12 protein-coding genes are annotated in these 13,257 nt (G+C 70.6%); 5 read left to right on the top strand and 7 right to left on the bottom strand.

The genetic code is table 11. The annotated features are described in order from the left end of the window. Positions 1-2: 2 nt before the first annotated feature. From BW39_RS16860 to BW39_RS16845, 4 genes are all read right to left on the bottom strand, one after another. Complete coding sequence (locus BW39_RS16860; RefSeq protein ID WP_012202210.1) at positions 3-284, bottom strand: DUF3325 domain-containing protein; 282 nt, start codon at positions 282-284, stop codon at positions 3-5. Further along, positions 281-1,960, bottom strand: a complete 1,680-nt coding sequence (locus BW39_RS16855) for a PepSY-associated TM helix domain-containing protein (RefSeq protein ID WP_043823202.1) — start codon at positions 1,958-1,960, stop codon at positions 281-283. Before BW39_RS16855 ends, BW39_RS16860 begins: the two co-directional genes overlap by 4 nt. Then, positions 1,957-2,283 carry a DUF3649 domain-containing protein gene (locus tag BW39_RS16850; protein WP_013800146.1) on the bottom strand — a complete coding sequence of 109 codons (327 nt, stop codon included), beginning with the start codon at positions 2,281-2,283 and terminating at the stop codon, positions 1,957-1,959. Before BW39_RS16850 ends, BW39_RS16855 begins: the two co-directional genes overlap by 4 nt. A 146-nt stretch (positions 2,284-2,429) precedes the next feature. Beyond that, positions 2,430-3,290: a LysR substrate-binding domain-containing protein gene (locus tag BW39_RS16845; RefSeq protein WP_013800147.1), complete on the bottom strand. Its 861-nt coding sequence runs from the start codon at positions 3,288-3,290 to the stop codon at positions 2,430-2,432. A 171-nt stretch (positions 3,291-3,461) separates the two neighbouring features. Here BW39_RS16845 and BW39_RS16840 point away from each other — a divergent pair, with 171 nt between their 5' ends. The 4 genes from BW39_RS16840 (at position 3,462) to metC (ending at position 8,108) form a co-directional block, all read left to right on the top strand. Further along, positions 3,462-3,998 carry a cysteine dioxygenase family protein gene (locus BW39_RS16840; protein ID WP_052155368.1) on the top strand — a complete coding sequence of 179 codons (537 nt, stop codon included), beginning with the start codon at positions 3,462-3,464 and terminating at the stop codon, positions 3,996-3,998. A 131-nt stretch (positions 3,999-4,129) separates the two neighbouring features. Next, the gene (locus BW39_RS16835) at positions 4,130-5,701 is read left to right on the top strand and encodes a rhodanese-like domain-containing protein (RefSeq protein WP_043823200.1); all 1,572 of its coding nucleotides are present in this window, start codon (positions 4,130-4,132) and stop codon (positions 5,699-5,701) included. A 191-nt stretch (positions 5,702-5,892) separates the two neighbouring features. After that, a complete protein-coding gene (locus BW39_RS16830; RefSeq protein WP_043823198.1) occupies positions 5,893-6,891 on the top strand; it encodes a Bug family tripartite tricarboxylate transporter substrate binding protein in 999 nt (332 codons plus the stop codon). Beyond that, on the top strand, positions 6,891-8,108 hold the full coding sequence (gene metC / locus BW39_RS16825) for a cystathionine beta-lyase (RefSeq protein WP_043823196.1): 1,218 nt from the start codon (positions 6,891-6,893) through the stop codon (positions 8,106-8,108). The genes BW39_RS16830 and metC overlap by 1 nt, the downstream gene beginning before the upstream one ends. 13 nt (positions 8,109-8,121) lie before the next feature. Here metC and BW39_RS16820 read toward each other — a convergent pair whose 3' ends face one another. Together BW39_RS16820 and BW39_RS16815 are read right to left on the bottom strand one after the other, a co-directional pair. After that, entirely contained in the window at positions 8,122-9,195 is a 1,074-nt protein-coding gene (locus BW39_RS16820) for an NAD(P)H-dependent flavin oxidoreductase (protein ID WP_043823193.1), read from the bottom strand. A gap of 34 nt (positions 9,196-9,229) precedes the next feature. Beyond that, on the bottom strand, positions 9,230-10,432 hold the full coding sequence (locus BW39_RS16815) for a YbfB/YjiJ family MFS transporter (RefSeq protein ID WP_043823436.1): 1,203 nt from the start codon (positions 10,430-10,432) through the stop codon (positions 9,230-9,232). 102 nt (positions 10,433-10,534) lie between these two features. Here BW39_RS16815 and BW39_RS16810 point away from each other — a divergent pair, with 102 nt between their 5' ends. Continuing rightward, a complete protein-coding gene (locus tag BW39_RS16810) occupies positions 10,535-11,452 on the top strand; it encodes a LysR family transcriptional regulator (RefSeq protein ID WP_043823192.1) in 918 nt (305 codons plus the stop codon). Here BW39_RS16810 and BW39_RS16805 read toward each other — a convergent pair. Then, a complete protein-coding gene (locus tag BW39_RS16805) occupies positions 11,447-13,096 on the bottom strand; it encodes a YifB family Mg chelatase-like AAA ATPase (protein WP_043823190.1) in 1,650 nt (549 codons plus the stop codon). The genes BW39_RS16810 and BW39_RS16805 overlap by 6 nt on opposite strands. Positions 13,097-13,257: the final 161 nt, after the last annotated feature.

Here is a 13,257-nt window from a genome sequence, read left to right as displayed (position 1 = left end):
CGTCAGCGCAGGCGCTCGCGCGCCACCATGGACAGCAGCACGATGGCGGCTGCTGCGGCGATGTGGCCGAACCAGGCCACCAGCCCCAGCGACCAGGGCTCCACCTGCAGCGCCGCCCACAGCGACAGCGCCAGCAGCACCCAGCCGGCCGCGCGCAGGCGCCGGGTGCGGGCGGGTGGCAGTTCCTTGCCGAACAGGTCGCTCTGGTGGCGGTCCATGGCCAGGGCCAGGCAGGCGAAGGCGCCCAGGGCCAGCAGCTGACAGAACAGATGGGCCATGCTCATGCGCTGGTCTCCGCTGCGGCGGCCGCTGCTGTGGCGGCTGCCTTGGGCGCGGGCCGGGCGGCGCGCACCGGTTTGGCCTTGGGCTGGTGGCGCTGGGTGCGCAGGGCCAGATGGGCATGCAGTGCGGCCAGGGCCAGCAGCATGAGGTCCATGCCAGCAAACACCCAGTCGCCCGCGCGCAGGCTGGCCAAGAGGCCGCGATCCGTGGTCAGCGCGTTGACCATGGGCAGCAGGGCCAGGGCGGCGGCGCCGGCCCACAGCAACTCGATCCAGGCCCGCTTGGCGGGTCGACCCAGCGCCCAGAACAGGGTGGCACCCCAGGCGATGAACATGGCGTGCACCTCCCACTCGGCGCGCTGCGCCATCTCCACCGGCAGCAGGCGATTGGCCCAGAGCATGCCGGCCATGCCGATGGACAGGCCGGCGATGGTGGCGATGTTCAGCCGTTCCACGAGCCGGAAGCCGAAATGCGGCCTTTCCGGGTCGGGCAGCTTGCTGCGCCGCTTCACGTTCCACAGCACCAGTCCCGTTCCCACCATGGCCGTGCCCGCAAGGCTGACGATGAAGTACAGCCAGCGCGTGGGCAGGTCGCCGAAGCGGCCCATGTGCAGCGCATAGAGCACGCCGCGCGTCTCGGCGGCGGCGCCCACGCTGTCCTGTGCCTGCAGCAGCTGGCCGCTGACGCCGTCGAACATCATGAACTGCGGGCTGATGGAGACGCGGCCGTTCTCGCCGCGGATGGCGGTCACGCGCGCATTGGCATCGCCGGGCAGGTTGACGTTCAGGCGTTCCACCTGGCCCGCGCCCCAGCGCTGCTCGGCCTGGCGGACCATGTCGGCCAGCGGTGCCAGGGGCGCGGCCTGGCCCGAGGGCTTGCCTGCGGGAACAAAGGCACTGAGCTGCTGGCCGGCCACCACGCGCTGCTCGGGCGTCATGGTGGTGGCCAGATTGGCCCAGGGCATGTACATCAGGGCCAGGGTCACCAGGCCGGTGTACGTGATCATCAGGTGAAAGGGCAGGCCCAGCACGGACAGCGCGTTGTGCGCGTCCAGCCAGGAGCGCTGCCCCTTGCCCCAGCGGAAGGTGAAGAAGTCGGCAAAGATCTTCTTGTGCGTGATCACCCCGCTGACGATGGCCACCAGCATGAACATGGCGCACAGCCCCGCCAGATAGCGGCCCCAGAGCACGGGCATGTAGTGGAACTGGAAGTGGAAGCGGTAGAAGAACTCGCCGCCGCGCGTCTCGCGCACCGGGCCTTCGAGGCGCGTGCCGGTGGCCGGGTCGAAGCGGCCGTTCTCGAAGCGGCGCCTGGCGCCCTTTTCGGTCTGCGGCGGGCTCCAGAACACCGTGGCCACCGTGCTGCGTTCATCGGGCAGGTTGATCAGCCATTGCGGGCTTTGCGGCGCCAGGCGCGCCATGGCGTCTCCCACACGCTGGGCCACCAGCGCGGGCTCGCTCGCCTGGCTCTGGTGCGGCTGCTCGGGCTGCATCCACTGCGTGATCTCGTTCCTGAAATAGCTCACCGTGCCCGTGAGGAACATGGCGTAGAGGAACCAGCCCAGCAGCAGGCCGACCCAGGTGTGCAGGTCGGACATGGTCTGGCGGATGCCGGGCGCCTTGGCGGCTTTCGCGGGCTTGGCGGGCTTGCCGGCCGTGTTCGTGGTGTTCGTGCTCATGCGCCCAGCCCCTTGCCCCAGGTCCACCACGCGGCAGGCGCCAGCACCAGGGCGGCGACCAGCAGGCCGGCCCAGGCGCGCGTGGCGCTGCGCACGGCAAACACCCAGATCACCGCTCCCGCGTAGACGGCAAAGCTCAGCAAGGTGCCCGAGATCGCCGCCTGCGTGCGGTCTGCGGGCAGGGCCAGCACGGCCACGCTGGCCAGCGCCGCCACGGCGTAGCCGCCAAACAGCGCGGCGAGGATGCGGGAGATCAGCGGCCCGTAGTCACGGAACCAGTCACGGAACCAGTCATGGGTGCGGGCAAGAGTGGGAGATGGCATGGCACGGGGCCTGGAAAGGCTCGAAAAACGCCGGCCGGAGGGGGCGGCGGTGGCGCGGATGTTATTTGAGAATAAGTCCCATTACAAGCGGTGCAGTCAAGTGCGCCGCCACATCCAGCACTGCTGCGCGCCAAGCGCCCCGGCGCTCAGCCCGCCGGCTGGCGCATGCGGGCCTGCAGGTTCTCGAAGATCTGGCGTGTCACGGGGCTGATCACATGGCTGCGGATGTACAGGCGGTAGGCCAGGTCCGGCAGCGGCGGCATGCCGTCGCCCGCGCCCAGCACGCGCAGGCCCGGGTCGAGCTGCTCCACGCCGCGCGCCGTCACGCCCAGGCCCGCGCGCAGCGCCGCGCGTATGCCGACCAGGCTGGTGCAGGTGTGGCGCGGCGTCCAGGCAATGCCGGCCGCATCCAGCGCATCGCAGCCCAGGCGCCGGAAGATGCTGGGCCCGTCGGCCATGACCAGGGGCACGGGCTTGCCCGGGTCATGGGCATAGCCCGCGCCGCACAGCCACACGGTGGGTGTGGAGCGCAGGGCAAAGCCCTCGAAGCCTTCATCCTCCCGGTTGGAGATGGCCAGGTCCAGCTCGCCCTGCTTGAGCGACTCCATCAGGAACGGGCTGCGCCCCACATGGATGTCGATCTGCATGCCCGGAAAGTTCAGCGCGATCTCCTGCAGCACGGGCGGCAGCATGTTGTCGGCCGCGTCGTGGGGCGCGCCAATGCGCACCAGGCCCTGCACCTGGCGGTGCTGCAGGTTGCGCAGCGCCTCGTCGTGGATGGCCAGCATGTGGCGCGCATAGCCCAGCAGGCGCTGGCCGTGGTCGGTGAGGCGTTTTTGCCGGCCCTGCTTCTCGAACAGCGCGTGGCCGATCTTCTCCTCCAGCCGCTGCATCTGCTGGGTGATAGCCGATTGCGTGCGCCCCATCTGCACGGCGGCGGCGGCAAAGCTGTCGTGGCTGGCAATGGCGGCCAGGGTGCGCAGCAGGTCCAGGTCAAGCGTCTCCATACTTCAATTTTATTGAAGTATTTATTGGGCATGCGTGGATTGTTGCGGGCGGGGCGCCTCACTACAGTGGGCTTCAACGACGACAAGGAGCCCCCTTTGAACACCACCACCACCAACAACAACACCATCACCGAACAGCGCAGCGCCGCCGTGACAGCGGCCATCGACCACATGAAGCAGGCCATTGGCGAGGACGCGGCCACGCGCGCCAGCCTGGACGCCGTGCTCCAGCAACTGCTGGGCCTGGCCGCGCGCCGCGACTTCTGGCAGCAGGCCGACTACGCTGCACCCGAGCAGGGCGAGCACCAGGCGCGCTACCTGATTGCCGAGGACGCCGACCAGAGCTATGCGCTGTACCTCAACGTCATGCGCCCGGGCAAGCGCATCGTGCCGCACAACCACACGACCTGGGCCTGCATTGCCGCCGTGGAAGGCACGGAGCACAACCGCGTCTACGAGCGCACCGACGATGGCTCCGTCCCCGGCAAGGGCACGCTGCGCGAGACGGAACTCGTGGTGGTCGCACCAGGCCAGGGCATCGCCCTCATGCCCGAGGACATCCACTCCGTGGAGATCCAGGGCGAGCAGGTCATCCGCCACCTGCACATGTACGGCCGCGCGCTGGAGACGCTCAACGAGCGCACCAGCTACGACCTGGCCACCGGCACCTGCCAGACCATGGCCATCGGCGTGCAGACGCGCCGCTGAGCCCCGGCCTTCCGGCCGCTACCTCCCGCTTCCTGCCTTTTCACTGTCCATGCCGCAGCGCGCCCCACGGGGCGCGCGTGGCAGGGCTTTGCCCGAAATTCCTTGCCGATCTTTTTCCCGGACTGCATGCAATGACCGCATCCATTGACGCCCACACCCTCAAATCCTGGCTGCACGACGGCCAGGAGATCGCGCTGCTCGACGTGCGCGAGCACGGCCAGTACGGCGAGTCGCACCTGTTCTACGCCACGCCCCTGCCCTACAGCCGGCTGGAGCTGGATGTGCCCCGCCTGGTGCCGCGCCGTCAGGTGCGCGTCGTCGCCTACGACGGTGGCGAGGGCGATGCCAGCGCGGGCGTGGCCGAGCGTGCCGCGCGCCGCCTCGAAGCACTGGGCTATACCCAGGTCGCCGTGCTCGAAGGCGGTGCCAAGGCCTGGAGCGCTGCGGGCTACACGCTGTTCGCCGGCGTGAACCTGCCCTCCAAGACCTTTGGCGAACTGGCCGAACACGCCTACGGCACGCCGCGCATCACGGCACAGCAGCTGGCGGCGCGCCAGGCGGCGGGCCTGCCCCTGGTGGTGCTGGATGGCCGGCCCGTCTCCGAGTTCCACAAGATGAACATCCCCGGCGCCATCTGCTGCCCCAATGGCGAGCTGGCGCTGCGCGTGAGCCGCCTGGTGCCCGATGCGGCCACGCCCATCGTGGTCAATTGCGCGGGCCGCACGCGCTCCATCATCGGCGCGCAGACCTTGATCAACCTGGGCATTCCCAACCCCGTCTACGCGCTGGAAAACGGCACCCAGGGCTGGTACCTGGCCGACCTGCCGCTGGAGCACGGCGGAACGCAGCGCTATGGCGACGACTCGGCCAGCAGCGCGCTGCAAGCCCAGGCCCGCGCCCTGGCCGAACGCTTCGACGTGCCCGAGGTCGATGCCGACACCGTGCGCGCCTGGAGCCAGGATGCTGCGCGCACGCTGTTCCTGTGCGATGTGCGCACGCCCGAGGAATTCAAGGCCGGTTCGCTGCCCGGTGCCCAGCACACGCCCGGCGGCCAGCTCATGCAGGCCGGCGACCAGTACGTGGGCGTGCGCGGTGCGCGCCTGGTGCTGTTCGACAGCGATGGCGTGCGCGCCCCCGTGGTGGCCAGCTGGCTGCGCCAGCTTGGCCATGACGCCTGCGTGCTGCGGGGCGGCCTGCAAAGCGGCCTGGACCTGGCACCGGCCCAGCCGCCCCAGGTCCCCGCACTGGCAGGCATCACGGCGCAGGCCCTGCACGAGCGCATGCGCCAGGGCGAGGTGGCCGTGGTCGATCTGCGCGCGGGCATGAAGTACCGCGCAGGCCACATCGCCGGGGCCCGCTGGTCCATCCGCCCGTGCCTTGCCAGCGATCTGGCCGGCGAGACGCGCCAGATCGTGCTGGTGGCCGACGAGCCCGGCATGGCGCAATGGGCCGCGCTGGAACTGCAGGGTGCCGCGCCGCTGCTGCTCGAAGGCGGCCTGGCCGCATGGCAGCAGGCCGGCCTGCCCGTCGAGGCCACCCCCGACAGCCCCACCGACGCCGAGTGCATCGACTACCTGTTCTTCGTGCACGACCGCCACGACGGCAACAAGGAAGCGGCACGCCGCTACCTGGCCTGGGAGACGGGCCTGGTGCCGCAGCTCGATGCCCAGGAACTGGCCGCCTTCCGCCTGCCGAGTGCATGAAGCTCCCCCTGAGCGGCTTCGCCGCTTCCCCCTCTCTCGCTGCGCGGGAGGGGGACGGCACCCTCGCTGCGGGGGCGGCCCTTGCTTGGTGCCCCTGGCCAAAGTCACGTCAGTTGCAAAGGCAGCGCCATATATCGCTGACTTGCCGTAGAGCGACATAAATCAGATCACATAACGACAGGAGACAAGACATGTTCGCAATCCTCAACCTGGCCAGGATGCTGGCCGCCAGCCTCGCGGCCCTGGCCATGCTCTCGCAGGCCACGGCCGAGCCGCTGGCTGCGCGCAACGGCTATCCGGCCCAGCCGATCCGCTTCATCTCGCCCTTCCCGCCGGGCGGCGGCAACGACGCCAGCACACGCTGGGTCACCACGCGGCTGACCGAGGCCACGGGCCAGCCCTCCGTGGTGGAAAACCGGGGCGGTGCAGGCGGCAACATCGGCGCCAAGGCCGTGGCCGAGGCCAAGCCCGATGGCTACACCGTGCTCACAGGCCAGGTCTCGCTGATGGCGGTGAACCCCGCGCTCTACAGCGCGCCGGGCTTCGATCCGCTCAAGAACTTCGTGCCCATCACGCAGATCAACGCGGCGCCGCTGGCCATCGTGGTCGCTTCGGCCTCGCCCCTCAAGAGCTTTGCCGACCTGGTGGCGCGCAGCAAGGGCGAGCCGGGCCGCGTCACCTATGCCACGCCCGGCAACGGCACGCTGTCGCACCTGGTGGGCGTGGTGCTGTCCAAGGAAAACGGCGTGCCCATGACCCATGTGCCCTACAAGGGCGCGGGGCCGGCCATCAACGATCTGCTGGGCCAGCAGGTCGACGTGCTGATCACCTCCACCTCGTCCGTGGCCGGCATGATCCAGGCGGGCCAGGTGCGCGCGCTGGCCGTCACCAGCCCGCGCCGCATCGGCGTGTTCGGCAAGGTGCCCACGCTGGAGGAGCTGGGCCTGCGCAATGCGCGCTTCGAGGACTGGTACGGCTTCTTTGCTCCCGCCGGCACGCCGCCCGAGCGCGTGGCCTATCTGCACGACGCCATCGTGCGCACCCTGCAACTGCCGGAAGTGACCAAGCTCGTCGTCGATGGCGGCAGCGAAGTCGTGGCCAGCACGCCCGAGGCCTTTGCCGCCCAGCTGCGCCAGGACATGGAGCGCTGGTCGCGCGTGGTCAAGCTCTCGGGCGCGAAGATCGACTGATGGCTGCCGAACACGCCCCCGTGCCTGGCGCATCCGCCCCTGACGCCCCCGCGCTGGACCTGCAGACCCGGCTGCTGCATGCGGGCAAGCGCCCGGCCTATGCGGGCGGCACGGCCGTCAACCCGCCCCTGGTGCGCGCCAGCACCGTGCTGTTCGAGAGCACGGCACAGCAGCGCGAGATGCGCGAGCGCCGCGCCGGCGAGCGCATCTTCAGCTACGGCGCGCGCGGAACACCCACCGGCTTTGCGCTGGAAGACGCCGTCAGCGAGCTGGAAGGCGCCCACCGCACGCGGCTGCTGCCCACCGGCCTGGCGGCCATCGCCATGGCCCTGCTCAGCTACCTGCGCCCCGGCGACCATGTGCTGCTGACCGACAGCGCCTACCAGCCCGTGCGCCACCTGGCCGGGCAATGGCTGCGGCCCTACGGCATCGAGTACGACTTCTTCGCGGCCGATGGCAGCGACGCCCAGGCGCGCATGCGCCCCAACACCCGCATGGTCTATGCCGAATGCCCGGGATCGCTGGTCTACGAGATGTGCGACCTGCCCGCGCTGGCGGCCATGGCCCATGCGCGCGGCGCCCTGGTCGTGGCCGACAACACCTGGGGATCGGGCTGCCAGTACCGGCCGCTGGCGCTGGGGGCCGATGTCTCGGTGATGGCAGCCACCAAGTACCTGTCGGGCCACTCCGACGTGATGATGGGCACCGTGGCCACCACCGAGGCCGCCTGGGAGCCGCTGGCCGCGCGCTGCGATGCCTTCGGCATGGCGGTCAGCCCCGACGATGCCTGGCTGGTGCTGCGCGGCATGCGCTCGCTGGCCGCACGGCTGCAGATGCATGAGGCGCATGCGCTGGAGGTGGCTCACTGGCTGCAGCAGCACCCGGCCGTGGCCACTGTGTTCTGCCCCGCGCTGCCCACGCATCCCGGCCATGCGCTGTGGCTGCGCGACTGCCAGGGCACGAACGGCCTGGTGTCGCTGGAGCTGCAGCCCGGCACCGCCGAGGCCGCCGTGGACCGCTTCATCGACGGCCTGCGCCTCTTCGGCATCGGCGCTTCCTGGGGCGGCTACGAAAGCCTGGCGACGGCCGCGCACATGGCGCAGGCGCGCAGCGTCACCGACTGGAGTGCGCGCGGGCCCGTGGTGCGCCTGCACATCGGCCTGGAGTCGCCGCGCGACCTCATCGCCGACCTGGAGCAGGGGCTGGCGGCACTTTAGTGGATAACACGCGCTAGCGGCCTGCCTGAGCACTCGCCAATTCGCCGACCAGCGTCTGCACCAGCGCGGCGGCCGGCATCTCGCGCGCCAACGGCGCACCCTGGCCGGCCCAGTGGGCTGCGTAGTCGGAGCTGCCTTGGGCGGACGCCGCCTGGTGCAGCGCCTTGCCCGCGTCGTAGACGCGCGGGTAGTCGGGCAGGGACTGGCCATGGCTGGCGCCCAGCGCATGCAGCCGGTTGACCATGCCGCGCGCCGGCCGGCCCGAGATGGCGGCGGTGATGCCTGTGTGGTGGGCGCGTTCGCTGCGCAGCTCGGCACGGTAGGCCGGGCTGGCGGACGATTCAGGGCAGAGGATGAAGGCCGTGCCCAGCTGCGCCGCACAGGCGCCCAGGCCCAGCGCGGCCGCAATGCCTTCGCCATCCATGATGCCGCCCGCCGCGATCACCGGCAGGGCCGTGTTGCGGGCCAGCACGCGCACCAGGGCGAAGGTGCCCATCATGCGGTCCTGCGCGGGATCGAACGTGCCGCGGTGCCCTCCGGCCTCCACGCCCTGGGCGACGATGGCATCGACACCGGCCTGCTCCACCTGGCGCGCCTCGTCCAGCGACGTGGCGCTGGCCAGGGTCACGACGCCGGCCGCGCGCAGCGCGTCGATGAAGCCTTGCTCAGGCAGCCCGAAATGAAAGCTCACCACGGCGGGCCGCTCCTGCAGCAGCATGGCCTGCAGCGCCGCGTTGCCGACGGCGGTGGCGTAGATCTCGTTCAGGCCGGCCGGCGGCTTGGCGCCGAAGCGCGCGAACTCGGGCGCCAGATGGGCCAGCCAGGCGGCCTCGCGCTGCGCATCGGCCCGGGCCGGCCGGTGGCAGAACAGGTTGACGTTGAAGGCGCCCGATGTCAGCGCGCGCGTCTGCACGAGCTGCTGGCGCGCCTGCTCCGTGCCGCTGGCGCCAATGCCCAGCGAGCCCAGGCCGCCCGCATCGGTGACGGCGGCCGCCAGCGCGGGCGTGGACGTGCCGGCCATGGGGGCCTGGATGATGGGATGGCGCATGCCCAGTCGGGCCATCCACGCGGTCTTTGCGGTGCTCATACGACTCCTTGTTTCCTGTCTCGAATCCGCGCACTCATGCGGCGGCCTGTCGGCGCGCGCTGGCGCGGCTGGCGGCGATCATGAGCGTGCCCAGCAGCAGCGACACGCTGCCGATGACGAACAGGCGCTGGTACGAGCCCAGGCCCGCATAGCTCCAGGCCATGAAATACCCCGACACGGCCTGCATCAGCGCAAAGGCCGCCGTGGCATAGCCCCACATGCGCTTGTGCTGCACGGGGCCGATCAGCTGCATCAGATAGCCTGAGGTGATGGCCGCCATGCCCGGCGACAGCGCGCCCACCAGGAAGGACGAGGTCGCATGCCCCGCAAATCCCACCCAGAACAGCGGCATGGCAATGGCCAGGGTCTTGACCGCATAGGCGCCCGTGGTCGTGCCCCACCAGCCAAAGCGCGTGGCGCACAGCGAGGCCACCAGCGGCCCGGCAATGGCGCCCAGGCCGAACACGGCCCACTGCGTGGAGGCATAGGCATCGCCCAATTGCAGCTCGCGCGCCAGGTAGTCCACCCAGAACACCGTGTGCGGCACAAAGCCGAAGGCGTCCGTCATATAGGCCAGCATCACCAGCACCACGGGCAGCGTCCACAGGGGCGCGGCACGCGCGGGCTGGGCATGGGGCGTGATGGCAATGGGCGCAGGCACCGGCAGCCGCCGCACATGGCGCCAGCCCAGCCAGCCGGCCCAGGCGCAGACCGCCGCCAGCGCCCACCAGACGGCTCCCAGGCTCTGGCGCGCCAGCAGCGGTATCAGCGTGGCCGACAGCAGGGCGCCGGCACCTATGCCGCAGAACATCAGCGGTCCCAGGGCCGCACGCCGCAGCAGGGGCGTGGCCGCCAGGGCCACCGAGGGGCCCAGCACCATCAGGATGGCGCCGCCAATGCCCGAGATGCAGCGCCAGGCAAAGAACCAGGGCATGGGCAGCGGCCAGGCGCAGGCCGCAAAGCTCAGCGCCAGGGCCACCCAGCACCACAGCAGCACGCGCAGCGCGCCCAGGCGTTCGGCCAGCGGCGCGGCGGCCAGCGCGCCGATCAGATAGCCCAGCAGGTTGGCCGCGCCCAGGTAGGCCACCTGCTCGCCGCTGAACCAGCCGGCATGCACCATCTGCGGCATCAGCGCCGTGTAGGCAAAGCGCGCCAGGCCGACGCCGCTGAGCGTGGCCATGAAGCCGGTCAGCAGCAGGGAAGTTTCGTTGCGTTGGATCACGGGAGTGGGCGCCATGCGGGGAGGATGGTCATACATTAGGCGCTGCCGCCCATCATGTCCAATGATTCAAAATGATGGCGTCGATCTCGATTGAAGATGGATGTCACTGGAGCCGCGATGCAACTGAAGTCCCTGCGCATGTTCCTGGCCGTCTGCGACAGCGGCAGCTTCGGCGCCGCCGCGCAGCAACTGCACACCGTGCAGTCCAACGTGACGGCCCATGTGAAAAAGCTCGAGGACGAGGCCGGCGTGCAACTGCTGGAACGCAGCGCACCCGTGCACGCCACGCCTGCCGGCCGCCTGCTGGAGCAATACGCGCGGCGCATGCTGGCCGACCATGACGAGGCGCTGGCGCTGCTGCAGGGCAGCGCCCGGGCCGCAGGCGCGCTGCGCATAGGCTCCATGGAAACCACGGCCGCGCTGCGCCTGCCGCCGCTGCTGGCGCGCCTGCACCAGGCCCAGCCCGGCCTGGACCTGGAGCTGCGCACGGCCACCACGGCCGAGCTGCTGGCCGATCTGCTTGCCGGGCGGCTGGACTGCGCCTTCGTCTCGGGCATGCCGCCCCAGTCCCGCCTGCAGGGCTGGCGCGTCTTCGAGGAAGAACTGGTGCTGGTCACCGCCTTCGCGCTGCCGCGCTTTCCCGATGCCGCCCAGCTCAGCGCCGTGCCCTTCCTGGCCTTCCGCCAGGGCTGCAGCTACCGCCAGCGCATCGAACTGCTGCTGGCCGCGCGTGGCGTGGCGGCACGCATCATGGAAATGGGGTCGCTGGACGCCATCCTCGGCTGCGTGGCTGCCGGCATGGGCTACGGCCTGCTGCCGCGCAGCGTGGTCCAGGCCCAGCAGCACCGCTTCGGCGTGCACATCACGGCCCTGCCCGGCGCGCTCGCTCAGGAAGTCGCCCGCGTGGAAACCTGGTTCGTCGTGCCCGCGCGCCAGGGCTGGTCGCCTGCGCTGCATGCGTGCGTGGAGGTGTTGGGGATCGACCAGGAGGTTGCGGCTGTCGATGCGCAAGGCCTGGTGCCTGCCGGCTCATGACGGCAACCGCAACACCCTCCGATACTGCATGGCCTCCGCCACATGCCCGGTCTCCACTGCCGCGCTGCCGGCCAAGTCGGCAATGGTGCGCGCCACCTTGAGCGCGCGGTGGGTGCTGCGGGCCGACCAGCCCAGGCGTGCGGCGGCCTTGTGGGCGAAGGTCAGGGCCTCGGGCGACAGGCCCAGGTGGTCGTCCAGGGCCTGGCCCTGGAGCTGGTGGTTGGCGCTGCCCTGGCGCTGCACGGCCAGCGCGCGGGCCTGGACCACGCGCTTGCGCACGGCCTCGCTGGTTTCGCCCGAGCGCGCGGCCAGCAGCTCCTGCGGGGGCAGGGCGCCGACTTCCACATGCAGGTCGATGCGATCCAGCAGCGGGCCGCTGATGCGCGCCTGGTAGCGCGCCACCTTGTCAGGTGTGCAGCGGCAGCGCTGCACCGTCGACCCCCAATGGCCGCATGGGCAGGGATTCATGGCCGCGACGAGCTGGAAGCGCGCGGGGAATTCGCAGCGCTGGGCGGCTCTGGCGATGGTGATCTGGCCGGTCTCCAGCGGCTCGCGCAGCGCCTCCAGCGCACTGCGCGCGAACTCGGGGAATTCATCGAGGAAGAGCACGCCGTGGTGGGACTGTGAAATCTCGCCAGGACGCGGTGGCGAGCCTCCTCCGACCAGGGCCACGGCACTGGCCGTGTGATGCGGACTGGCCGTGGGACGCTGGCGCCAGCGCTCGGGCGTGAAGCGGCCGGCCAGGCTGGCGATGGCGGCGGCCTCCAGTGCCTCGTCATCGCTCATGGGCGGAAGCAGGTCGGCAAAGCGCTGGGCCAGCATGGATTTGCCCGAGCCCGGCGGCCCCACCAGCAGCAGGCCGTGGCCTCCGGCCGCCGCAATTTCCAGCGCGCGCCGCGCCTGCGCCTGGCCACGCACCTCGGCCAGGTCCAGGCTGCTGCGCACTGGGGCGGCGGGCTGCGGTTGCACCGCATGCCAGCCCGGGCCGGAGCATGTCTGGGTGTCGCCTGCTGCCGGCAAGGCGTCGGTTTCGTCGGTTTCGTCGGTCTCGCCGGTGTCCTCGCTTTCGTCGCTGCAGCAGGCACTGTCCGTGTCCTGCTCCATCTGCACCAGGGCATTGGCCGAGCGTGTGATGAAGCGGCGCACCACGTCCAGCAGGTGGTGCGCGCAGAACACCTGGGCCGATGGCACGAAGGCCGCCTCCTGCGCGCTGCCCGGCGGCAGCACCAGGCGGGCGCCGTCCTGCTGGCGGTGCAGGGCCAGGGCTGTGGCCAGCGCGCCGCGCACGGGCCGCAGGGCGCCCGACAGCGACAGCTCGCCCGCGAATTCGTAGTCGGCCAGCGCATCGCCATTGATCTGGCCGCTGGCCGCGAGAATGCCCAGCGCAATGGGCAGGTCGAAGCGCCCCGAATCCTTGGGCAGGTCGGCGGGTGCCAGGTTGACGATGATGCGTTTGTTGCTCGGGAACTCCAGCCCGGAGTTCAGCAGCGCCGAGCGCACGCGTTCACGCGCTTCCTTGACCTCGACATCGGCCAGACCCACCAGCGTGAACGACGGCAGGCCGTTGGCCAGATGCACTTCCACGGTGACACGCGGGGCGGCCAGCCCCAGCAGCGCACGACTTTGAACCAGGGCCAGACCCATGGGCACCTCGCAGGAACGACAGACACAAAGCCAGACACAAAGGAAGAGGCCGCCAGCGGTGCGGCGGCCTCTGTGACCCAGTATGGCAACGGCCTTGGGCCTTGTGGGCGGCGGGTGCGGCGCTGCCCCCAAATCTCAGAATGTTCTGACCCTTGCGGCGC

Origin of the sequence: Delftia sp. RIT313, from assembly GCF_000632165.1 — a bacterium.
Lineage (GTDB): Bacteria > Pseudomonadota > Gammaproteobacteria > Burkholderiales > Burkholderiaceae_C > Comamonas > Comamonas acidovorans.
This window is presented reverse-complemented; position numbering and strand designations above follow the sequence as displayed.

Excerpts from the sequence above, each read along its gene's own strand:
- BW39_RS16860 (WP_012202210.1), bottom strand. The coding sequence starts at position 284 with ATGAGCATGGCCCATCTGTTCTGTCAGCTGCTGGCCCTGGGCGCCTTC.
- BW39_RS16855 (WP_043823202.1), bottom strand. The coding sequence starts at position 1,960 with ATGAGCACGAACACCACGAACACGGCCGGCAAGCCCGCCAAGCCCGCG.
- BW39_RS16850 (WP_013800146.1), bottom strand. The coding sequence starts at position 2,283 with ATGCCATCTCCCACTCTTGCCCGCACCCATGACTGGTTCCGTGACTGG.
- BW39_RS16845 (WP_013800147.1), bottom strand. The coding sequence starts at position 3,290 with ATGGAGACGCTTGACCTGGACCTGCTGCGCACCCTGGCCGCCATTGCC.
- BW39_RS16840 (WP_052155368.1), top strand. The coding sequence starts at position 3,462 with ATGAAGCAGGCCATTGGCGAGGACGCGGCCACGCGCGCCAGCCTGGAC.
- BW39_RS16835 (WP_043823200.1), top strand. The coding sequence starts at position 4,130 with ATGACCGCATCCATTGACGCCCACACCCTCAAATCCTGGCTGCACGAC.
- BW39_RS16830 (WP_043823198.1), top strand. The coding sequence starts at position 5,893 with ATGTTCGCAATCCTCAACCTGGCCAGGATGCTGGCCGCCAGCCTCGCG.
- metC (WP_043823196.1), top strand. The coding sequence starts at position 6,891 with ATGGCTGCCGAACACGCCCCCGTGCCTGGCGCATCCGCCCCTGACGCC.
- BW39_RS16820 (WP_043823193.1), bottom strand. The coding sequence starts at position 9,195 with ATGAGCACCGCAAAGACCGCGTGGATGGCCCGACTGGGCATGCGCCAT.
- BW39_RS16815 (WP_043823436.1), bottom strand. The coding sequence starts at position 10,432 with ATGGCGCCCACTCCCGTGATCCAACGCAACGAAACTTCCCTGCTGCTG.
- BW39_RS16810 (WP_043823192.1), top strand. The coding sequence starts at position 10,535 with ATGCAACTGAAGTCCCTGCGCATGTTCCTGGCCGTCTGCGACAGCGGC.
- BW39_RS16805 (WP_043823190.1), bottom strand. The coding sequence starts at position 13,096 with ATGGGTCTGGCCCTGGTTCAAAGTCGTGCGCTGCTGGGGCTGGCCGCC.